Annotated in this window: 12 protein-coding genes; 6 read left to right on the forward strand and 6 right to left on the reverse strand. The window is 47.7% G+C overall.

The annotated features are described in order from the left end of the window. Positions 1-223 precede the first annotated feature (223 nt). A complete protein-coding gene (gene hrpA / locus OEY58_18985) occupies positions 224-4,207 on the forward strand; it encodes an ATP-dependent RNA helicase HrpA (GenBank protein MDH5327542.1) in 3,984 nt (1,327 codons plus the stop codon). 42 nt (positions 4,208-4,249) lie between these two features. On the opposite strand, the gene OEY58_18990 is transcribed toward hrpA, so the two are convergent. From OEY58_18990 to OEY58_19000, 3 genes are all read right to left on the reverse strand, one after another. After that, positions 4,250-4,858: a DUF4124 domain-containing protein gene (locus OEY58_18990; GenBank protein MDH5327543.1), complete on the reverse strand. Its 609-nt coding sequence runs from the start codon at positions 4,856-4,858 to the stop codon at positions 4,250-4,252. A gap of 148 nt (positions 4,859-5,006) precedes the next feature. Then, positions 5,007-6,356, reverse strand: a complete 1,350-nt coding sequence (locus tag OEY58_18995) for a YdgA family protein (protein ID MDH5327544.1) — start codon at positions 6,354-6,356, stop codon at positions 5,007-5,009. Positions 6,357-6,626: 270 nt separating this feature from the next. Beyond that, entirely contained in the window at positions 6,627-7,652 is a 1,026-nt protein-coding gene (locus OEY58_19000; protein MDH5327545.1) for an ankyrin repeat domain-containing protein, read from the reverse strand. A gap of 214 nt (positions 7,653-7,866) precedes the next feature. Here OEY58_19000 and sbcB point away from each other — a divergent pair, with 214 nt between their 5' ends. After that, on the forward strand, positions 7,867-9,303 hold the full coding sequence (gene sbcB / locus OEY58_19005; GenBank protein MDH5327546.1) for an exodeoxyribonuclease I: 1,437 nt from the start codon (positions 7,867-7,869) through the stop codon (positions 9,301-9,303). Between the two features lie 121 nt (positions 9,304-9,424). Here the strand turns inward: sbcB and OEY58_19010 are convergent, their stop codons facing one another. Then, a complete protein-coding gene (locus tag OEY58_19010) occupies positions 9,425-12,376 on the reverse strand; it encodes an insulinase family protein (GenBank protein ID MDH5327547.1) in 2,952 nt (983 codons plus the stop codon). Positions 12,377-12,502: 126 nt separating this feature from the next. Further along, entirely contained in the window at positions 12,503-13,405 is a 903-nt protein-coding gene (locus OEY58_19015; GenBank protein ID MDH5327548.1) for a hypothetical protein, read from the reverse strand. Between the two features lie 211 nt (positions 13,406-13,616). Here OEY58_19015 and OEY58_19020 point away from each other — a divergent pair, with 211 nt between their 5' ends. Continuing rightward, on the forward strand, positions 13,617-14,213 hold the full coding sequence (locus tag OEY58_19020; protein MDH5327549.1) for an NERD domain-containing protein: 597 nt from the start codon (positions 13,617-13,619) through the stop codon (positions 14,211-14,213). 35 nt (positions 14,214-14,248) lie between these two features. Here OEY58_19020 and OEY58_19025 read toward each other — a convergent pair whose 3' ends face one another. After that, the gene (locus tag OEY58_19025) at positions 14,249-15,694 is read right to left on the reverse strand and encodes a hypothetical protein (protein ID MDH5327550.1); all 1,446 of its coding nucleotides are present in this window, start codon (positions 15,692-15,694) and stop codon (positions 14,249-14,251) included. Positions 15,695-16,130: 436 nt separating this feature from the next. Between OEY58_19025 and OEY58_19030 the strand changes: the two genes are divergently transcribed. The 3 genes from OEY58_19030 to OEY58_19040 all read left to right on the forward strand — a co-directional run bounded on the left by OEY58_19030 (position 16,131) and on the right by OEY58_19040 (position 21,959). Further along, the gene (locus OEY58_19030; protein ID MDH5327551.1) at positions 16,131-16,718 is read left to right on the forward strand and encodes a hypothetical protein; all 588 of its coding nucleotides are present in this window, start codon (positions 16,131-16,133) and stop codon (positions 16,716-16,718) included. A gap of 222 nt (positions 16,719-16,940) precedes the next feature. Beyond that, entirely contained in the window at positions 16,941-21,047 is a 4,107-nt protein-coding gene (locus OEY58_19035) for a DUF6531 domain-containing protein (protein MDH5327552.1), read from the forward strand. 360 nt (positions 21,048-21,407) lie between these two features. Beyond that, positions 21,408-21,959: a transposase gene (locus OEY58_19040; protein ID MDH5327553.1), complete on the forward strand. Its 552-nt coding sequence runs from the start codon at positions 21,408-21,410 to the stop codon at positions 21,957-21,959. Positions 21,960-22,222: the final 263 nt, after the last annotated feature.

Consider the following 22,222-nt stretch of genomic DNA (forward strand, 5'->3'; position numbering starts at 1 on the left):
TTTTTCAATAGGTATTCTTTCTGATAGGATCCTGCGTCCAGGGAGTTACCGGTTTTTATGTTTCTCCCTGAATCAGTTATCATAAAAATAATGTAGCAGCTGCAGCGTGAATTGTAAGTGCAACAGATCAATATCAATATACAGCCGTTAACAACTACAGCAGTTAATGACTACAGCGGTTTTACCGTTATCTTCTTTGTGAACAATTCCACGGATTGAGCCTATGTCTGAATTCTCCGGCGAAAAGAAAGACGCTGACGGTGAACCACCTAAGCGTGTTGAAAGCGTGAAAAAGCCTGAACGAGCCGAAAGTACCAAGGGGGCGCATTCCCGGTGTCGGAATCAACTCAAATTGTGGCAACAGACGCTACCACAGTGCATGTTGCGGGATCGATACCCTTTGGCCAGGCGTATTCAACGGTTTGATTGTTCCAAAATCCGACCGGAGTTGTTGCAGCGGTTGGAGCGAGACATCAATGCTTCTCAACAAATGCTGCAACAACGTCGCACCGGCTTGCCCAAACCGAACTATGCCGAAGAACTGCCCATAAATGCAAAAAGAGAACTGATCAAGAGCGCCATAGAACGGAATCAGGTGGTCATCGTCGCCGGTGAAACCGGTTCCGGTAAGACCACCCAAATCCCCAAATACTGTCTGGAGTTAGGGCGTGGTACCGCTGCACTTATCGGACATACCCAACCCCGGCGCATTGCTGCTCGAACGGTGGCTGCGCGCATCGCAGCGGAACTCAACTCGGAAATCAGTCACTATGTCGGGTTTAAAGTACGGTTTTCGGACCATGTATCTGAGTCAACCTACGTTAAACTGATGACAGACGGGATTTTGTTGGCGGAAATACAAAATGATCGATATTTGAATAGCTACGATACCATTATCATTGATGAAGCCCATGAACGCAGTTTAAACATTGATTTTCTATTGGGCTATCTCAAGCTCATTCTACCTAAGCGTCCGGATTTAAAAGTTATCATCACCTCAGCCACTATCGACACGGATCGATTTTCCCGGTTTTATCACGATGCTCCTGTGATCGAGGTCAGTGGTCGTACTTACCCGGTGGACGTGCTCTACCGCCCCCTGGTGAGCCTGGATGCGGAAAAAGAGCCCCAGGAAAAAGATCAATACCAAGGTATCCTTGATGCGGTCGATGAACTTAGCAGTACTTATGGCTCAGGCCATACCCTGGTGTTTCTCAGCGGTGAACGGGAAATCCGGGACGCCGCGGAAGCCTTACGTAAACATCATCCGGCACATACGGAAATTCTGCCATTGTATTCCCGCTTGTCAGTCAGTGAGCAAAATCGGGTGTTTCAGCCGGGAAGTCGTCATCGCATTGTCTTGGCCACCAATGTGGCAGAAACCTCATTAACGGTGCCGGGTATAAAATATGTGGTAGACCCCGGTTATGCCCGTATTAGTCGCTACAGTTACCGAAGTAAGGTACAGCGCTTGCCCGTGGAACGGATTTCTCAGTCCAGTGCCAATCAACGCAAAGGGCGTTGCGGTCGCGTGATGGACGGTGTTTGTATCCGCCTGTACTCGGAAGAGGACTTTGCTCAACGTCCGGAATTTACCGAACCGGAAATTCGGCGTACCAATTTAGCTGCGGTAATTCTGCAAATGGAAAACCTCAAATTGGGAAAAGTGGATGAATTTCCTTTTATTGAGGGGCCGGATGGTCGTTTTATCAATGACGGTTACAAACTTTTGTGGGAACTGCAGGCCGTCGATGCCGCCAGAACAATTACGGAGTTGGGCCGTAAGCTGGTGCAGCTACCCATTGATCCCAAATTGGGACGCGTGTTATTAGCGGCAAAGTTCGAGCAGTGCCTGCGAGAGGTTTTGATCATCGTCAGCGCATTGAGTTGTCAGGATCCCAGAGATCGTCCGGCGGAAAAACAAAATGCTGCGGATCAGGCTCATGAAAGGTTTTACGATCCGGCTTCGGATTTTTTGTTCTATACCAATGTGTGGCAGGAGTTACAGGAGCAGAAACAACACTTATCCAACAATAAATTTCGCAAGTTTTGCCAGCAACACTATTTGTCTTATTTGCGGGTAAAGGAATGGCAGGACCTGCATCGACAATTGAAGCAAAATGTGACCCAAATGGGCTGGCGTTTGAATCAGGAGCCGGGAAACTATGCTCAGATACATCGTGCCATACTCAGCGGTTTCTTAGGTAGTGTAGGCATGAAATCGGAGACCTATGCTTACAGTGGTCAACGCAATATCACTTTTTATGTGCATCCGGCTTCGGCTTTAAGCAGAAAGACACCCAAATGGCTGATGGCAGCGGAGATTGTGGAAACCAGCAAACTATACGCTAGAAACGTTGCGAAAATTGAACCTCAGTGGCTGGAGTCAGTTGGCGGTCATTTATTAAAAAAGACTCATTCGGATATTCATTGGGAAAAAAACTCGGGACACGTGGTGGCCTTGGAGAGTGCCACACTGTACGGTTTGCCCATTTATTCCGCTAAGCGAATTAACTATAGCGCAATCGACGCTCATACTTGCCGCGAGTTGTTTATACGGCATGCATTGGTGCAAGGGGATTGGAATGCCAAATTCGATTTTATCCAACATAATACGGCTCTGATGGACGAAATAGAACAGGAAGAAGCCAAGATTCGCCGTCGTGATATATTGGTGGATAAAGCCGTTCTGGAAAGTTTTTTTGCTGAACGCATTCCCGAGTTTGTGAATAATGCGTCTAATTTCAAGAAATGGTACAAGCAATCTTCCGCGGCAAAAAACCAATCCTTGTTTTACACTCGTCAGTTGCTGATCCAGGAAAACTCGATTTTTGCACAACAGGACCAATTTCCCAAAACACTGCAAATAAACGCCCAGGTAAAATTGGAATTGCAGTATTGTTTTTCACCCGGTGATGAGAATGACGGCGTTACCGCGCTTATACCAGCTCCGGTACTGGACCAATTGAACCCGGTACCATTTGAGTGGTTGGTTCCCGGTTTGATAAAGGACAAAGTGGTACATCTGATCAAGGGTCTACCCAAGTCCTTGCGCAAATCGTTTGTGCCGGCACCGCAGTTTGCTGATGCTTGTTTGCAAGGTAAGGTGAATGCGGGAGAACCGTTGTTGTCTTATCTCAGCCGGGAATTGCTACGAATGACCGCTATTAAGATAGAGCAGGGTGACTGGCAAGCAGAGAAGTTACCACAGCAATACCTGATGAATTTTCAAGTGTTGGATAGACAAGGCCGCGAGTTGGCGCGGGGCAGAGATTTAAGCCAAATAAAATCCCGGTTATCCGATCACACTCAAGCCATCATCGATACCGTGGATCAATCCGCAAAGGAGCCGGAACAGGTGGTCACCTGGGATTTTGGTGATCTACCTAAGGAAACCTGCCTTCAGGTGCAAGGTAACGATGTCAGTGTATATCCTGCACTTGTGGATAGGGCCGACAGCGTCATTATAAAGAATTTCAGCGATGCATCACAGGCAAATGAGCAGCACCCTCAAGGGGTGTACCGTTTGTATTTGCTTGAAAACAGATCCTCCATGAAATACTTAAGTCGTAATATTCCCCGCTTGAGTCAATTGTGTATGCAATACGCAACTCTGGATTCCTGTGAGGCGTTGCGCAGCGATATTTGCCAGGCGATTGTAAAACATTTGTTGTTTGAGGATGGCAAGGATATAAGGACCAAAGAGCAGTTCAGGCGTCAGTCTCATTTTACCAACGAGGGTTTACAAGCCGGTGCCAACGAATTGGCTACGGTTTTGCAGCAGGCTTTGGATGCTCACCAACAAATCCGCACCCGGCTAGACTCGATCAAGGCACCACAACCATCAGTGGAGGATATGTCTGATCAGTTGGACTGGCTCATCTATACCGGTTTTGTTGTGGAAACACCTTATCGCTGGTTATTGCAACTACCTAGGTTTTTGCAGGGATTGACGCTGCGATTGGGTAAATTGCAGCAGAACCCGGATCACGATGGACAACGCTTAGAGACGTTTTTACCCTATTGGCACGATTTTGTGGAGTTATATAATCAACAGTACGAGCAGGGGGGGGTGAGTTCAGCGCTCATGGAGTATCGATGGGTCTTGGAGGAAATGAGGGTTTCTGTGTTTGCGCAACCGCTGAAAACTTCAATGCCTGTATCCTATAAACGTTTGGAGAGGATGTGGCAGGTTATATGTGCCTAGGGTTCACCTGGGCCGGTTCAGCCCAGGTTCAATATCATGATTTTATTTCCAAAGACTACCCAGTTCCTTGGCGTCTTTCTCCGAAATTTTCGCTTTGTCGGTTTTCTTTTTCACAATCGCGGTGGCAAACTGAGCGGTATTTTTGAGTACAATCTGCCAGTCGGAATCACCGCTGCGTTTGGATGCCGTGCATTTTAAATCGGTATTGATCAATTTATCCGCTTCGGTGTATTTGGCGGTGCCTTCCAGAATGATGTGAACCGCATCACGGTTAATGCTGCGCTCCAAAATGGAAGGAAACTCAACCGCGGGTTTGACCCGCAATTTGGGATTTTCACTTCGAAATCGGTCTACATATTGGTCAGAACACTGCTTGTCAGCTTGTTTGGTGAGATTGTTAATCTCCGCAACCGCATAGTGGCGTTCTTGTTTTTCGCTGGCCAAGGGTTCTTTCGTAAGTCTTATTCGTTCGGTTTTCTGCTTTGCATTACAGGGTTTGTCTGTAAAAGTGATTTTACCCGTTTTAGGGTTCACACACTTGACGATGTTACCGGCTAAGACGGGCGTGGATAAAGCCAGTAAAACGATTGTGGTAATTAAGTGATGGTTTTTCATGGCGGCTTTAAACGGTTGGTTTAACAAAGTTTGCACACAATTGTTGATGCTGCTCTAGCATCTATCGGCAGGTATTATAGAAGTTTTAGTGTTTTCCAGCTTAAACCTTTTACTGAGTGGTTTGCAAATTCTCCTGGGTTATATGGAAAAGGTTAATTATAACAAATACTTAAATGAAATTCCTTTAAGGTGCCATGAGTTTCGGAAAACTGTAGGGCTTGCCATTAAAACTGAGTTGATTGTTGCGTAATCGCGCCAAGGCCAAATACTTGTCCTGGTTACGCACCACAAAGCCATCGGCCACATAATCGTCCATAAATTCCTGGATTTCGTCGCCGCTGAAATCGCTTGCGGCGGCCACATATTTGTGAATTTCCTCGATTGGCATGGACAGATTGGCATCCAGAGTAACGGAGTTCAGCCACTGGTTGAAGTCGGTGTTGTTTAATGCCGGCAGCGCCAGGGTCAAATCACCGGTTATGGAGCCGCCCGGCATGGCGATGTTGAGATTGCTGATTCGCAGAGTAGCTTGTTCCGGTATTAACTCGTTCAGCACCGTTCTAAGTTGTTCGATGGTTTTATTACGGGTTTTCTTATCAGCTTGAGATTTTAGCTCCAGGAACAACGATACAATGTTGGGTATGGAACCTACCGCCTTGCTGTTAATCTTATCCAATTGCACTTCCATTGAGCCGGGGCCGATAACCAAAAAGCCGTTATTGAGTTCTCTAAATTCAATATGCTTTTTAATATTGACGCTTTTATTGTCCAGTATGGAAATGTAATACCCCCAAATATTATTGATGGTGAGTGCCGTGTTACCCAGTGTGATTCTGGCGCTGTCGCTGGAGTAAGACAGGTCTCCTTCGGTGAGAAGACTATCGCCGCTGGATAAGAAGTTAAAGCCCAAGCTGACATTATGAAACAAGGCGGATAGCCGAGTATCTTTCCACATAAGCGATGAGCTGGTTAAACCACCGGTGATTTGATTGTCTTCATGTAACAATAAAACATTGGCCACTAAATCATCGACACTGAACATGGGTTTACCATCTGTGCCGTTTAAAAACAGGGATTGACGCTCAACGCTGCTACGCGCGTAGTGACGGTCGGGCACGCCTGTGCGGATGTTGATGGAGTTGCCACCGTTTTGTGTGTAGTCCGGATGTTGCAGAGAGAAAATGGTATTTATCGTGGCGTATTCCAGTTTGGGTAACCAGGGTACATCCGGGTCAAGAACAATGGGCTTATGGGTGATGCGGTGTTGCATGGTTGCTGTGACCGGTTCAAAGGGCAGGTGGGTTTGTAGCTCACCGACGGAGTAAAACCAATGTTTTTCGTAGTGCTCGTTGAGTATTTTTATATTAAACGTATTGGTGACCAGTTGTTTTTGTTCCCGGTAGACAGATTCAATGACCTGTCCGATGTAGTAGGGGACAAACACTACCAACCCGGCCAGAAGCAAAACGAACAGCGGTAGCATTTTGCTTTTTTTCTGTTCACGAAAAACGTTTTTTTCTTTTTGACGAAACACAAGCTAACCGCTTTTAAAGTTGGGAACCGTTGATTAATCCTTGGATGAGCCGATATGGTAACAGATTTGATAAGCGCGAAGCGAAAAGCGTCGGCTTCCCTGTAGTTGCTCTTTCCCCATATCCCTTTGGGGAAAACGAAGGGAATACCCGACATATTTCCGAGTTTTTTAAAACTTCCGCTCCGTGCTCACGCTCCTTGCCAACATGGGCAAGGAAACAATAAGCGGTACTGTTAGCATAGATGCCATTCATTGTTAATCAGGTGGTCCTTAGTGAGTGCTGGCGTTGGTAATGATGGCGACAACAGCCCGGTGATTTTCCTGCAATGCGGTTTGTAGGGGGGTGACCCCCTTGCTGGTTTCCAGCTTGGAGTTGGCGCCGCTATTGAGCAGTGTGTGTACCACTTCCACGTGTCCTTTAATGGATGCGAGATGCAAAGCGGTAATCCCTTCCTTGGTTTGTTCATTGACATCAGCGCCTCGGTCCAGAATGGCGCTTACTGTTTTTGCCAGTCCGGCATTGGCCGCCAACATCAACGGGCTCATGTTGTACTTTAGATCACGGGCTTTTAAATCCACCTTGCCGTGTTGCAACATTACCAGAGTGGCTTTTTCATAACCTTTGAGGCAGGCCAGCATGAGCGCAGACATATGGTTCTGCTTATCTTTGAGATTTTGATCGGCACCTTGTTCCAGTAACAGTTGCAGTGCCATAGTGCGGTTTTTTGCTGCTGCATGCATCAAAGCGCTATAACCGCTCTTATCCGTATGATTGACATTGGGGTTGGCATTAAAAATCAACCGCATTAATGATTCTTCACCTTTATTGGCTGCGATCATTAGCGGTGTCCAACCGTTTTTATCAGGGGCATTAATGTCCGCACCGGCGGCTATCAGCGACTTTACGCTGGAAAGGTCGCCGTTTCGAACCGCCAGCAACAGGGCGCTGGTGCCGTCGGGAAGTTGCACATCGCCTTTGGCACCGTGTTGCAGCAATTCTCGAACCACTGTGGCATGGCCACCTTGAGCAGCCGCCAATAGCGCGTTCCAGCCGTCTTTGTTGCGTTCGTCCACAGAAATGTTGGCATTTAGGTACAAGGTCAACAAATTGGACTCACCCAAACGGGCCCGTTCGATAAAGCTGCTGGCACTGAATTCAAAACCCAGACTTTCGATTTCCGTACGGAATTCTGTCGGGTCTTTGGCGCATCCCCCCAGCACTGATAGTAATAGTGCGTAACTGAGTATTTTATAAACCATTTTTTTCACCACATCGGCATATTGGAACCGGGGCATGGGTTCCCTGTATTATGCCTGGAATAAAGCATTGCATAAAGAGAGTTGCAGGAGTATTTTGGGCAAATTCGCCTCATGAGGCACAAAATAGCTGCAATCCCGGTTAATTTATTGACCAGAGCGGCAAGTAACACCAACAAAAAACCAAGAACGCGACAATAACAACACAAAATTCGCGAATTAGAGGGGGGCGCTTATCACTACGCCGAACACATTGTATTGGTATGATCTGGAAACTTTCGGCATCGATCCTCGGGAGTATCGAATTGCCCAATTCGCCGGACTGCGAACCGACCTGGATCTTAACATTGTGGACGATCCTTTGGTCATGTATTGCCGTGCCTCGGATGACTGTTTACCTGACCCCAATTCCTGTCTCATCACCGGCATAACTCCGCAGAAGGCCAATGGCCTGGGGATGATAGAAAGCGAATTTATTGAACGCATAAATGAGCAATTTGCCAGACCCAACAGCTGCGTGGTGGGGTATAACAATATTCGCTTTGACGACGAGTTTGTACGCTATACCTTGTATCGCAATTTTCTCGATCCTTATGCTCGGGAGTGGCAAAACGGCAATTCGCGCTGGGATATTATCGATATGGTACGTTTGACCTGGGCCTTACGACCGGATGGGATAAATTGGCCCACGCACGACGATGGCAGTCCCAGTTTCAAGCTTGAGGATCTCACACGGGTTAACCACATTAAGCATGAAGCGGCTCATGATGCTATGTCGGATGTTTATGCCACCATTGCCATGGCTAGGCTGATACGAGATAAACAACCCCGATTGTTTGATTTTGTCTTTGCCAACCGATCCAAGCAAGCCCTGGGGAAGTTACTCAATACCGTGCAAGCGAAGCCGGTGGTTCATGTTTCCGCCATGTATTCCAGTTCACGCAAATGCACCGCTCTGGTTTTACCCTTGGTGCCCCATCCCGTCAACAAGAACGCCGTGGTGGTCTACGATCTGAGTGAAGACCCGGAGCCGTTGTTTCAGTTGAGCGCTGCTGAAATTAAGCAACGGCTCTACACACCCGCTTCGGAATTGGAAGCAGCGGGTTTGGCGCGCATTCCGCTGAAGTTGGTTCATATAAATAAGAGTCCTATTGTGGTACCTCTGTCGGTATTGGACGAAGCCGCAAGCCGGCGGGTGGGCCTGGATAAACAAAAGTGTGCACAAAATCGGGAACGCCTGTTGGCCGGTCAGGGCTTGTCATCGAAAATGCGGCACAAGTTACAGCAGGTGTACCGGGAAAATGGGTTTGCACCGGATGCCGATCCGGATCACGGTTTGTACAATGGTTTTTTCAATGATGCCGACAGGCGCAAAATGCAGAGCATCCGTCGCAGTACTCCGAAACAACTGGCGGAATTGGATTGCGTGTTTGATGACCGTCGCTTACCGGAGATGTTGTTTCGCTATCGCGCCAGAAATTTCTATGAAAGCCTAAACGAAGATGAAAAACAACAATGGCAGGAACACTGCTACGAAAAATTGACTCGAGCATCGGCAAACGCTATGACTGTTCTACGTTACCAAGAAATTTTGCGCGATTTACGCCGGCAACATCCCGGCAAGGCGGCCTTGCTGGATGAACTGCAAGCCTATGGCGAGTCGCTATTGCCCCAGCTTGAGCCGGCTTGATTCGAAACGGTTCAGCTTTCCGTGCCCCGGCCTGCCGAGGCGGGACCCGACGCCCCTGTTGGTAAAAAGAACATAACTATCCGATAACCGAACCGAAATTGTTCAAATAACCGATACGGCATCAAATCAAATGCTTCTCCAACCCCATCCTCTCCAACACCTCTGCGTTAGAGTGATTGGAAATCACCGCTACGCTGGCTGTTTGAGGATCAAAATAGGTTTGGCCCACTCGCTGTAGATCAGCGATGGTGACGTCCAGGATCTTGGAGCGATAGGCCTGACGTTGTTCCGCAGTGCGACCAAATAAGAGATTGGTAAAGGCATCCTTGGCTTCACCGGCTGGGGAGCTGGGTTTGTCGATTCCACTGATAACCCCCAAAATGGCCTCTTCCAGGGGTTGCTGTTGATGTTTTTCCTTGAGTAGCCATTCGATGGAACGATCGAAATCGTCCAAGGTTTCCTCGAGTCGCGGGTCTCGATAAGAGTAAAATCTAAACGCTGCGTTCTCCGCAAGAAAACTCGCACCACCGCCATAGGCACCGCCTTGTTCGCGAATGGAGCGATGTAAATAGCCGTTACGCAGAAAACCGGCCAGTACTGCCAGAGCCGGTGCGTCAGCATGACTCATGGTGACGGTTTTATAGGCTTTGGCACAAAAACTCACGGGAGCATTGGTGAGCCAGGCTTGCTTTACTTTTTCTTCTACAGGTGCCAGTTGCAACAGACTGCCCTGCTTGTGGCCATAGCGTATTGCATCGTCTTGCCACAAAGCGTTTAAGGTTTTGAGCATGGTGGCTTCCTGTTCGGTTTCTCCCACCAGCAGGAATTGCAGGGAACTGGATTTAATGCGTTGATGCAGTGCTTCCAGTTTGGCAGCAAAGGCTTGCAAGGCGTTGTCTTGTTTCAAGCTTTCGTCCAAAGATTTGATGTGCTGTATTGATGCCACACCACTGAGGCGATGCTTAAGGGCTGAGGCCGCGCACAGGCCACTGGTGGCGGCTGACATAGCCAAACCGTGCCCGTTACGCATAACCCCCTGTTCGCGGCTGGCCCGTAGTTGGGAAATGAGTTCACGGACTCTACCCAGTTCGTCAAAACGGGCGTTTTCCAGTGTGTCATAAAGCAACTGGGAAAAGGCAGGATTGTTACTGCTTAAAGCTTTACCGGAAACAAAAAAATAACCGGAGGTTTCCTGTACGTTATCCACATGGCTTCTAATGTTGCTGAAAGCACTGATGCCCCCGGAGACTCGTGCCTGCAAGGCCTGGGTTTGTAAATAATCCATATCGCCACAACCCAATTCCGTAAGGCAATAACTGTAATAGGGCAGTATTTCCAACAGTTCTTCATCCAGATTGGGAAGAGGAATAACGGCTTGTTGGTACACCAAGCCATTGGTGGGTTGAGGGTAATAGTGAACCGGAAAGGGCAAGTCGGCCACTTGGCTGCCCTGGGCAATGTGCATGCTGGCGGGGATATCACTCAGCTCTACCTTGGGTAATATGTCTGCATCTTCCGTTTGTGCCTGGCGCGCCAGCAAGTCCTGGGTTTGTTGCAGGATTTTTTTCACATGGGTCTCACTCAAAGAGGACTTGAGCTGCGCTAATTTGTTTCGTTCCTCTTGCTGAGCCCGCTCATCGTGTTTGGGATCGGGGATCATGCTGAGTCGAACCCGATGCGGGTTGTTCAGCAGCATATCTTTGACTAGATTTTGAGCATAATTGGCTTGTTTAATATCCTGGTGCAACTGCTCCAGGACCGGGTCCAAGTTTAAGGACGCGACCGGGTCGCCATTATGGATGGCCGTTGGCAGGGCATCCAGAATGATTTGCAGCCCGTAAGGGTAGCTGCCGCCCGTGATTTCCCGCTGTTCCAGCTCTAATTGGTGTAACACCGACTCCAGTTGCTCTTGCGGTACGCCGTCCAGAGCCACTTGTTCCAAAACGTCCAAAATCATGGCTTCTATGGCAGCTGCATCCTCGGTTTTTGCTCCTTCCAGCCCACACATAAAGGTCATTTCCCGGTTGGAGTCTTCCACGCCACACAAGGGTGAGGGAGCCGAGCCCAGCGGACTGGTTTCCAAAGCTTTTAGCAGGGGGGAAGCGCTGTTATCCATCAATATTCCGGAGAGAATCTGGGCTTTGAGTTTGGATTTTAAGTCAATACTTTCTCCCAACAGCCAGCCTGTGACCACATGGGTTTTATTGGGTTGAGGGTCGTTATCATCCGCTTGATAGGTTTCTTCCACGGTAATGGGCGCGGAATAACGTTTTTCTAAAGGGACTTCTATGGTTTTGTCGGAACGCTGGAACTGGGACAGAACCCGGTCCTCAAAGCGTTGTTGCAGCTCCACCGCAGGAATGTCACCAAAGGTCAGAAACACGGCATTGGAAGGGTGGTAATGGGTCTGATAAAAGGCTTTCAGTTCTGCATAACTCAGATTGGGAATATCCGCTGGATCACCACCGCTGTTGTAATGGTAGGTTACGCTTGGGAACAAATGTTTGGTCAGGTTTTGCCACAATAGACTCACCGGGGAACCCATGGCGCCTTTCATTTCATTAAACACCACGCCTTTGTATACCAGATCGGATTGAGGGTTTTCCGGTTCTGCAAATTCTACGCGATGACCTTCCTGGGCAAAATCCAGTTCGTGCAGGTTTGAGAAAAACACCGCATCCAGGTAAACATCGAGTAAATTGTAATAATCCTTGCGATTTTGACTGGCGAAGGGGTAGGCGGTCCAATCGCTGCTGGTGAAAGCGTTCATGAAGGTGTTTAAAGAACGACGAATCATCATAAAAAAGGGATCGCGTACCGGGTAGTTCTTGCTACCGCATAATGCCGTGTGTTCCAGGATATGAGCGACCCCGGTGGAGTCTGTGGGTACGGTTTTTAACCCCACCAGAAATACGTTTTCAGAATTATCAGCAGCAACATGATAATGCCGGGCGCCGGTTTGCTTGTGTTCATATTCTTCCACGGTGACATTCAGTGATGCGATGGTTTCACTACGGCGCCATTGAAAGGCGGGGTGGGTATCTGCAGGTTTTAAGGCTGTTTGATTTTCCATTAATGACTCATTTTTGTTGCTGGTTTGTGTGAAGTTAGAACCCTGTTCAATTTCTTAAATATGGAGTTTATTTGAACGAATTCAATGTGCAAGAGGGAAAGTTGCCGTTTTTGCTACGGATGTCATTTATGCCACTTTTTTCCGGCTTTTCTGCGATGCGGTGCACAACAGTTTAGCGCAGGCGGAGTAAGCAGCGATCATGGTATCTATCATAGGAACATCCAAGCGTTGCGGGTCGATATAAAACATGTCGTTGATAGTATAGATCATAGCCAGCAGGATGGCGGCGCCCGGTACTTTGGATAAGTGCTCTATGGCTTGCTGTTCATTTTGAAAGCTAAGGTTTTGTTTTAGTTCCCTAGCCATATTATTTAGTTGGGACAGATTCAGGACCCGCAGGCGATGTTCCAGAGGAATCCGCTGGCCTTGTAGTACGATGAAGTTTTTAGCCAACCATTCAAGATGGGGCCGGATTTCATTATTCTTTGGCACCAGTACCGTATTGGGTTTGCCTGTGTACAGATTGCGGTAAATGCGGTAATTGTCCAAGAACCGACGAATGCCACCAAAGACATCGAAGACAGCCAGATTGAATGGAGTGCTCCAGTGTGGTGCGTAGGTGCACAAATGTTCCAAGTCCTTCATAGTGAGTTCCGAAAAGTCAAACAGCTCCGGTTGTTCGGGTAAGAACAAATGATCTTGCTTTCGGGTTTGACCTCGTTGCAAAGCCAGTTGATAATCCCGCATCCGCTTAATAACGACCTCGTCCACATATTTTTCGATTTCTAACAACCGTGGCCTGGTAAAGAGTAAAAACTGGGTTAGACTTGTACAGTCTTGTGCGCTTAGCAACGACTTTAACTGATTAATTTGTGGCGGGTTTATTCCTGCAACGTGGACGGTATCAGCGACAAATACAGGAACCTGATTGGACGGAGGTAACGCAGGTATGCTCTGGAGGATCTCAGACACTAAGCGCAAGGCGATAATCACAGCGGCAACCAGCAGTAATTGGGTTATGGCTATCATGTCCAGATCCGGTTTGTTACGGGTAGTCTCGGTTCAGTGTGTAAAATATCCAAAAACTGATGTTTTTAAACCTTTAATAACAAAAACTTATGTGGCAAACTGCGACTCAGGTTACAAAACCACTTACAACAGTAGTAGAAAAATTATAGATCCAAATAGAACAACTACTTACTTCTCGACATAACTTTTAACAACTTTACTTTTTAAACACATGAACCAATTAATTGAATTTGATCCAATGCAGATGATAGGCCTGGGGGTCGCTGCCGCGTTGCTGGTAGGGTTGATTTTCTGGTGGATTTATAAACTGGCTCATCCTTCCCTGGAAAAGCAGGTAGAGAAAACCATCAAGGAAAACAGCGAGGACTATGCTAAGGACATTGTGGTCTCCGATGGACTGTACGGCTACCATTTTATCGACTATCTGGTGCTGTTACCGGGAAGAATCGTGGTGTTAGGCTTACATTCTTTTGAGGGCTATATTTTCGGCGCCGACAAAATTGAAGAATGGGCTCAAGTACTCAACAATCGCAGTTATAAATTCGAAAATCCTTTGTTAAAAAACAGCCACTATGTGCAATCGGTTCAGGAATTGACCAGAAACACGGAAGTCATTGGCCGGGTGCTGTTTACCGGTAATTGCAGTTTTCCCAAGGGCATTCCGGAAGGAGTGATCGAATTGGGTCAACTGCCCAGTATGCTCGATGAACTGAAAAGAGACACTGATTCGGAAGCAACGAAGGTGTTGTGGGACGAATTGTTGGCGGCCTGTCGACAACAGAAAAACAAATATCTTAACGATAAATAACAAGACAAATAAACAACCTATCTCAAGCGCATATCTTATTTTCGCAATCGTTTTTGAATCGTAGAAAACTGCGTAATCCAGGGTTTGTATCGCTTTAACTCAGGGTCCAGTTCCTTCAACTGCATACTCGCCGATTTTTCATCGCGGAACCTGCCATACAATAAATTAAACCACTCTTGATTGGTTTGACGGGAATACACACTGTAATAAGCCAGTTTGGAAGGCGTGGACACTTTGCCGGCAATGGTCAGCAACGCTCGCAGATCCGTACTGCCGGCCAATTGCAGGGTATAGTGATTGGGGTTTTGTTGCATGACCCAATTGGAATCGCGTACCAAGGAGTATGCAGGTTTCGTAGGTGCGCTCGCTATCTTCTTATGCTGGGGTGGCATGGGTTTGGTGTGTGGATTGCGGCTGTCACTTCCGGCCAACCGGGTTGGTGTTCTTTCAGTTTGTTCCTGTTTTGGGTGAGGTTGTTGGCTGCTGCGTTTTTTGTCAGATGCCTGCTTCGATGTGGTTTTTTGCGACGTGCTCGCTTTGGTCACGGGTTGTTGCTTCGGACTCTGCTTTTTCGGGCGTTTCTTGTCTTTATTCGCAGTCTTAATATTATCGCCGTCCGTGGTTTTACTGTCTTTGTTTTGTCCTTCTTTTACCTGTTGGTTCAGCTCGTAGTGGCGTTTGGATGCATGAAAACGCACTACCGGATTGACCTTGCCTTTGTGTTTCTTAGGTAAATTTCCCCAATCTTCCAACAGGGTTCGCGCCGCTTTGACCCCTTGCAAAGACGCAATTTGCAGCCAGAAAATCGCTTCATTACGGTCCTTTTTTACACCCCGGCCCTTGTGATACAAAACGCCCAGATTGTATTGTGCATAGGGGTAACCCAACTCAGCCGCTTCACGATACCATTTGGCCGCCTTGCGGTAATTTTTGCTCACCGAAATACCTTTTTCGTAAAACACTCCCATATTGTTTTGCGCCACAATATGATTTTGTTGCGCAGCCAAACGATACCAGTTAAAAGCGCGCTTTAAATTCTGGCGTACCCCTTTGCCCGAATGAAACATCCATCCCAGGGTGGCTTGGGCTTTGGCATTGCCCTCATATGCCAGTGGTTCCCAGATTTTATAAGCGTATTCATAGCGGCCGAATAAAAAAGCCATGCGTGCCAGTTTGTACTCTTCCTCGATATCCACTTCGGCAAAATCCAGGTCCGTGTCCCGGTACAAGGTTTCGCCATAGGCCGTGCGCAAGCAGGGATCCATATCCGGGATATACGACTCAATAGAGGTGCTCGGGTTACCGGGTGTTTCGGGTTGGGTGACCGGTTTTTTTCTGTTTTGCTGTGGGTCAAAGCTCAGATCCACCACCGCATCCGGCACAAAAGCGCCTGTTGCCGGCGCACTTAGCGTGGAGCCGGAGAATAATATCATCAGGCTCAACATGCTTAAGAAAAATGCAGAAATTATCCCGTATCTCATAAGATGGCTACAATTCCAAAGTGCGCAAACCTGAATCGCACAAATAAATTAATAAAAACAATGAATTATATATTTTGATTATATTCAGTCTGAAACAAGGTTTTATTGTAAGACATTTTGCACTGAAAAAGAAAACCCTTTCCTACACAAGTAATTGAGGGATCTAAGCCCTGCAACATCTTACAACGAGCCCCAACAACCTCCAACACCCTCCAACACCCCTCAATGTATGAGTATAGCGCCGCGGAAGCCAAACCCAAACAGTCAACATCTGTATTAATTTTAATCAAACTGAGAGAGGCTAAGTATACCCCCGGTTGCTTAGCAACCTGCCTATCCCGTATCATCGGCGTTTAGGAACCTCTGCTCGTCCGGGAAATAATCAGACGTTCCCCAATAATAAGCATCAAGCAAATCCGCAAGAGGGGACCCCGCAATGAAAAAAACCATCACAACACTAGCGCTCACAATGGCTCTGTTGCAGGGGTGCACTGAAGATGTGGTGGACTTGTCTTGTGCCAGGGAAGACATTTTACTGGATGGTCGATTTCAAAATCTGATCAGTGCGTGGATACAGTCTGGTGGACGTGTCGATAGTTGGAATCAATTGGATCCAAAAGTGCCAGGCTGGGAATATGGGGGAGTAGATGATCCAGATTCGAAATATGCTCGATTACTCGGCGTAAACGGTATTAACGTGCTGAATCCACACTATATTCAACAGACGGTGACAATCCCCACTAGTACAAGCAATTTGTACCTTACCGGATTTAGACGATTCCAGTCAGAAGAAGGTGTGTCCGGTGATCAACTGATAATAGGATTTCTCGAGGCCAGTTCGAGCGATAATATTGTAATGAACAGCCCGATAGATACGGGTGGTTGGATAGAGTTCACGGAACCGTTTAACAACACCTATGCAGGCATGACGGTTACACTCAGAATTCAAGCCATATCCGACGCGGCGGTCATTAGTACATTTGATTTTGAAAATTTATCGCTTATCGCCGAATCCTGTTCATGAGCAAACGCTCAATTTACCCCGTCCCACCATCCAAAAAACGTGAATATTACCACCCCCCTTGTCTGCCTCAGCCACTGACGTAAAATTCCAGGTTGTTACTGTGGGTGGCATTATGTCAAAGGCCATGGAAGATCGCAGCAGGCTGAATTTTTTAAGCAGAGGGTAGTGTGAACAATCTATGAGCACAATCAAATACAGCTACAAAAACAACAGGTAACACCAATGCATCCGATCAACGGAAGAACTCCCGGAACTGTCGGCATGGATCCCACCACTGGAGATGATGCGGCACAAACTCCTATGACCACCGGTACGATGGCTCAAGACCCGGGGCCTCGTGATGACGCGTTGCAAGAGCTAAAAACTGAAGTGGTACTGGATATTAGCCAGCTGGTTCTGGATCTCACGGGTATTATCGACCCGACACCGGCTTCTGACGGGACTAACGCACTCATTTCTCTGGCTCGTGGCGATTTTTGGGGCGCGGCAATCAGCGCCATTAGCATAGTACCTCTGGTGGGCGACCTGGCAAAAACCGCTAAGTTACCCCGTTACGTGCAATCGGTACGCAAAGCCGTGTACATCGCCAAGCTGGATCCCCAATGGGCATCCGCTCTGCGCGAACTGTTTACCAACCTCAACAGTGTTTTGGACAAAGTTTATAAAATGTCCGACGTGTTGCCCGATGCCGCTTTGCGTCAACTCAAACAAATTAAAGGGGAAGTGGACGAATTCATCAACCCTAAGCTGGGTGGTAAATACGAAAGTAAAGTCGCCAGTGGTGGCGGCACACCCCAAACGCCTTCTCAAATACACAGAAAACCGGAAACCAGTCCGGAACCGGCCAGGCCTGCAGAAACTAAGGACGCCACAGAGGCCAGTAGCAGTAATAAAGACCCCGGCACAACTGAAACCAAGCAATGCACACCAGCCAATCCAAAATGTCAGGGTGAGCCCATCAGCATGGTCACCGGTGAAGAGTTGCTGGAACAAGTGGACTTTGTATTGCCGGGACCAATCCCCCTGGTTTGGCAGCGCACGTACCGCAGCAGTAACTCCCAAAATACCGGCATCGGCGCCGGATGGATGGGACCTTGGCGCGCGCGCTTAAAAATAGAATCCGATAAAGTCGATTACAAAGATTATCAAGGTCGTCATATTTCGTTCACCAAACCCAAGGTGGGTGATGGTTGCCGCAACATTACGGAAAAACTCACACTCTACCGCGATTCGGACCAACAATACCGCATTGTCGACGATAGCGGTCAAGTGTTTTGGTTCACTGGGCCAAAAACGGTAAAACGGCTGCAAAAACTCGCTAATAACGACAGCCACGCCATTCAATACCACTACAGCGACAGCGGTAGACTGATACGAATGACCGATAGCAGCGGTCGACAGCTGAAACTGGATTACAACATCACCAATCATGTGAAGGCGGTGTACCTTCTGGACGAGAAGGGTGAAAAGCAGGGCGCCCCTCTGGTGCAATACAGTTACAGCAATGATGGCGATTTAATTGCCGTGGCTGACGGCAACGGTAACAAAGAAACCTTTGCTTATAAAAATCACATCATCACCCGACGTACCACGCGGGACGGATTTAGTTTTTATTTTGAATGGGACCAGTACGACAACTTCGGCAAGTGTTTACACAACTGGGGTGATAACGGTACCTACGATTACCGCTTTGAATACGACATTAAAAACAAAATTACCCACAGCACCGATGGCCGCGGCAATACCCTTGAGTTCCACTACAATGCCATGGGGTACATCACCAAGGAAATCGATCCGGAAGGTGGTGTCAAAGTATTTCACTACAATGACACAGGCCAGGTTACGGAAACCACCGATGCCTTGGGCAATGCCACACAGACGCATTACAACAAAAACGGCCAAGTCAGTAAGGTAGTCAACAGCAACGGTGATGAAACGTCCATCATCTACAATCTGGGCGGTCGTCCGGTTGCTTTAATCGATGCCCAAGGTAATAAATGGCAGCGCAAATACGACAGCAAGGGCCGTCTTAGCGCCACTATCGATCCTAACGGCGCCACCACCCAATACAAATACGACAAACGAGGCAACCTGATCCAGGTCACCGATGCCGGCGGTCGTAGTCGGCAATACGAATGGAACAAGAAGCATGAGCTTATTGCTCAAACCGATGCCGCCGGCAATCGTACGGAGTATCAATATGATGCTCGCGGCCAGGTAAGCAAAGTCACCGACAGCCAGGGTAAACAAACCCTGTATTTTTACGATGGCAATGGCAACATCACTCAGGTGTTTAACCCGGACAACAGCAACATTCAACTGCAATACACGCCCGGTGGCCATTTGACCCATCATATCGACGCGCTGGGCCGTACCACCCAATACCGCTATGACGGTCTAAGTCAACCGGTGGAACGCATTGATGCCAACGGTCGGCGCTTTATGTACGAGTACGATGCCGAGCGCAACCTGACCGCACTCATCAATGAAAACAATGATCGCTATGAGCTGCACTACGACAAGAACGAACGCCTCATAAAGGAAGTGGGTTTCGACGGTCGGGTACAAGAGTACAGCTACAACGCTGCCGGACACTTGCTGCAACACGCAGATGGCGCCCATCGAATCACCCAGTTTAAACGCGATAACAATGGCCGTTTGTTGCAAAAACAATCGTCCGACCAGGAAGTCAGTCGCTTTCAATACGACAACTTGGGCCGCTTAAGTGCCGCGGAAAACCACCATTCCAAACTCAGTTTTAAATACGATGCCGTCGGTCGTTTAATCGAGGAATGGCAAAACGGAGATTGTATCCGTCATGGCTATAACGACATCGGGCAAAAAATCGAGACTCAATTACCCGGCGACGAACGCATCCAGTTCCAGTACAACGAATTAGGCTTATACACCCAAGTTAACTACAACGGTGAAACCGTCACCCAGGTCCAACGCGACCAACAGGGACGGGCTATTGTTCGTGAAAGCGGTGAACTAAAAAGTCATTTTGATTACGATCCCATGGGTCGGCTTATTAAGCAAAGCACTCAAGCAAAAGACCATCATCCTATTCTGGAACGCAGTTACCGTTACAATAAAGCCGGTAATCTGAAATTCATCGACGACTTTAAACACGGTGTAACTAAGTTCCACTACGACGCGCTGGATCGTTTGCAAGCCGTACAAGGCCTAACCCAGGAACGTTTTGCCTTTGACCCAGCCGGGAATATTTTGGATTTCGATCAAGTGGCGCAGGCCAAAGCCGGCGGTCAATCCGCCGGGTTCGTCAAAGGCAACCGGCTGCAGGTATTTCAAGACTACCGTTTCGAATACGACGACGTCGGCAATCTCATCAGCCAGAAGAAAGGCAAGAAAGAAACCCGGTTTCACTACAACCACCAGAACCAATTGACACGGGTGGAAAAAGACGGGCAGGAATTCAACTATTGCTACGACCCCTTCGGACGCCGGGTCAAAAAGCAAGACGCGTTTGGCGAAACCACTTTCCTGTGGAGCGGCGATGTCATCCTGGCGGAAAAACGCAATAATTTGAACATCACCTATTTGCACGAACCCAACAGCTACGTGCCCTTGGCTCAAGTCCGAGACGGTCAAATCTACCACTATCACACCGATCACCTGGGCACACCCCAGCTAGTCACCGATGGCGTGGGAGAGGTGGTATGGGAAGCCCGCTACAAAGCCTACGGCAGTGTCGTACAATACGAAGTGGAAGCCATAGAAAACCCCATCCGCTTCCAAGGCCAGTACTACGACACGGAAACTGGGCTACACTATAACCGTAATCGCTACTACCACCCGGTCATTGGGCGTTTTACCTCCGTCGACCCCATTGGTTTACTGGGCGGCACCAACAACTACGAGTATGCGCCAAACCCTACGGGGTGGGTGGATCCGTTGGGGTTGAGTTCGAAGGATTGTGGTACGCAGGGAACCGCTACAGTAAATTTTCATGAAGGTGGTCACTTTAGTGTTGAGATAAATAGTTCATCATCGCAGCAGAAAACTCATCAGGTAATAACATCGGCAGATCGTAGTACGACCCAAATTGTGGACGCGGATGTGCGACCTCCATCAAAGCCAATTAAGTCTTCTGCTACAATAGACATACCAGATGCGCAAAGTGCCATAGCCAAACAGAAGGAACTTATGGATCAAGGAAACTTAGGTGCATATGACAAAATAGATAACAGTTGTGTTTCACATGTTTGTGATGTGTTAGATGCTGGTGGTCTTGAAACTCCTGCGCCTCAGGGGTCGGCGCAGTCCAAGCATTTATTTAGAATTTTAAAAGGAAGTTCTGCAAAATGATGATTCACTGTCAGGAACATGGTGATCAAGGCGGTGTTCAAGTATCTCCAGATATTGAACAATCTATACGCTGTAAAGAAACTTGTAGTACGCACATTGTGAATTATGAATTTGAAGGAGAGGTGGTCGATACATTCTATTTGTCAAAGTCTTATGCGGAATCGAACGGTTTAGAGCTAATTGACGTGTTACCTTTGCCTGATGATTATCCGAAATGGGTATTGGATTTAAATGTAGTGTGCGAAGTATGTTTCAATTCCTATGTAAAAAAATGAAATCGTAAGACGTAGGGCGGAATAGCGTTTTTTGCGTATTCCGCCAAGCAGACTTCAATACACCACATAATTAACTAAAACTCCCATGCCCAACTACCGCCGCACCCAACATCCCGGCGGTTGCTATTTCTTTACCGTCAATTTATTGCAACGCTATCCTAATCGCTTGTTGGTGGATCATATCGATTCTTTACGAACCGCCGTAAAAAAGGTCAAAACGAAATTACCGTTTCACATCGATGGTTGGGTAGTCTTACCGGATCACATGCATTGTATTTGGACCCTACCTGAAGGCGACCAGGATTACGCTACACGTTGGCGATTAATCAAAACCCACTTCGTCAAATCCCTACCGAAAACCGAACGGCTGAATACCACAAGGCAAACCCGAGGCGAACGCGGAATATGGCTACGCCGCTATTGGGAGCATTTCATCCGTGATGACCGGGATTATGAAAAGCACATGGATTATTTGCATTATAATCCCGTAAAACACGGTCACGTGGCCCGTGTGAGGGACTGGCCACACTCCAGCTTTCATCGCTGTGTGGATTTGGGAATTTATCCAGAGAACTGGGGTAACGGAGAAATTGAAGAATTGAATGTGGGGGAGTTTGACGATAGTGTGGTAGTGTGAAATTTGAGGTAGTCAAGGACCAGAGTTAGAGCCCATTACAAATTCATACCCGGAGTACGGAAAAGGTGGGCATGCTCAACTTACTACAGATCAAATCGTAGAATTTGATAAAGTTGAAATATTACCTGAGTAGAAAAAGAGTTATAGTCAAATCTGGTGTACGCGACCATGATCAGGCAGCGCTCCTTTGACGTTTAACTGTTTGTTTCTTTACTCCATCTACAAATCTTACATCGTTAATCACTTCGGCTAAAAGTGAAAAC

It is taken from the genome of Gammaproteobacteria bacterium, assembly GCA_029882975.1.
Classification (GTDB): Bacteria; Pseudomonadota; Gammaproteobacteria; order SZUA-152; family SZUA-152; genus JAJDNG01.

Bases quoted from the DNA above. Each gene is read 5' to 3' on its own strand.
- hrpA (MDH5327542.1), top strand. From the start codon at position 224: ATGTCTGAATTCTCCGGCGAAAAGAAAGACGCTGACGGTGAACCACCT.
- OEY58_19000 (MDH5327545.1), bottom strand. From the start codon at position 7,652: ATGCCCCGGTTCCAATATGCCGATGTGGTGAAAAAAATGGTTTATAAA.
- OEY58_19010 (MDH5327547.1), bottom strand. From the start codon at position 12,376: ATGGAAAATCAAACAGCCTTAAAACCTGCAGATACCCACCCCGCCTTT.
- OEY58_19015 (MDH5327548.1), bottom strand. From the start codon at position 13,405: ATGATAGCCATAACCCAATTACTGCTGGTTGCCGCTGTGATTATCGCC.
- OEY58_19020 (MDH5327549.1), top strand. From the start codon at position 13,617: ATGAACCAATTAATTGAATTTGATCCAATGCAGATGATAGGCCTGGGG.
- OEY58_19025 (MDH5327550.1), bottom strand. From the start codon at position 15,694: ATGAGATACGGGATAATTTCTGCATTTTTCTTAAGCATGTTGAGCCTG.
- OEY58_19030 (MDH5327551.1), top strand. From the start codon at position 16,131: ATGAAAAAAACCATCACAACACTAGCGCTCACAATGGCTCTGTTGCAG.
- OEY58_19035 (MDH5327552.1), top strand. From the start codon at position 16,941: ATGCATCCGATCAACGGAAGAACTCCCGGAACTGTCGGCATGGATCCC.
- OEY58_19040 (MDH5327553.1), top strand. From the start codon at position 21,408: ATGCCCAACTACCGCCGCACCCAACATCCCGGCGGTTGCTATTTCTTT.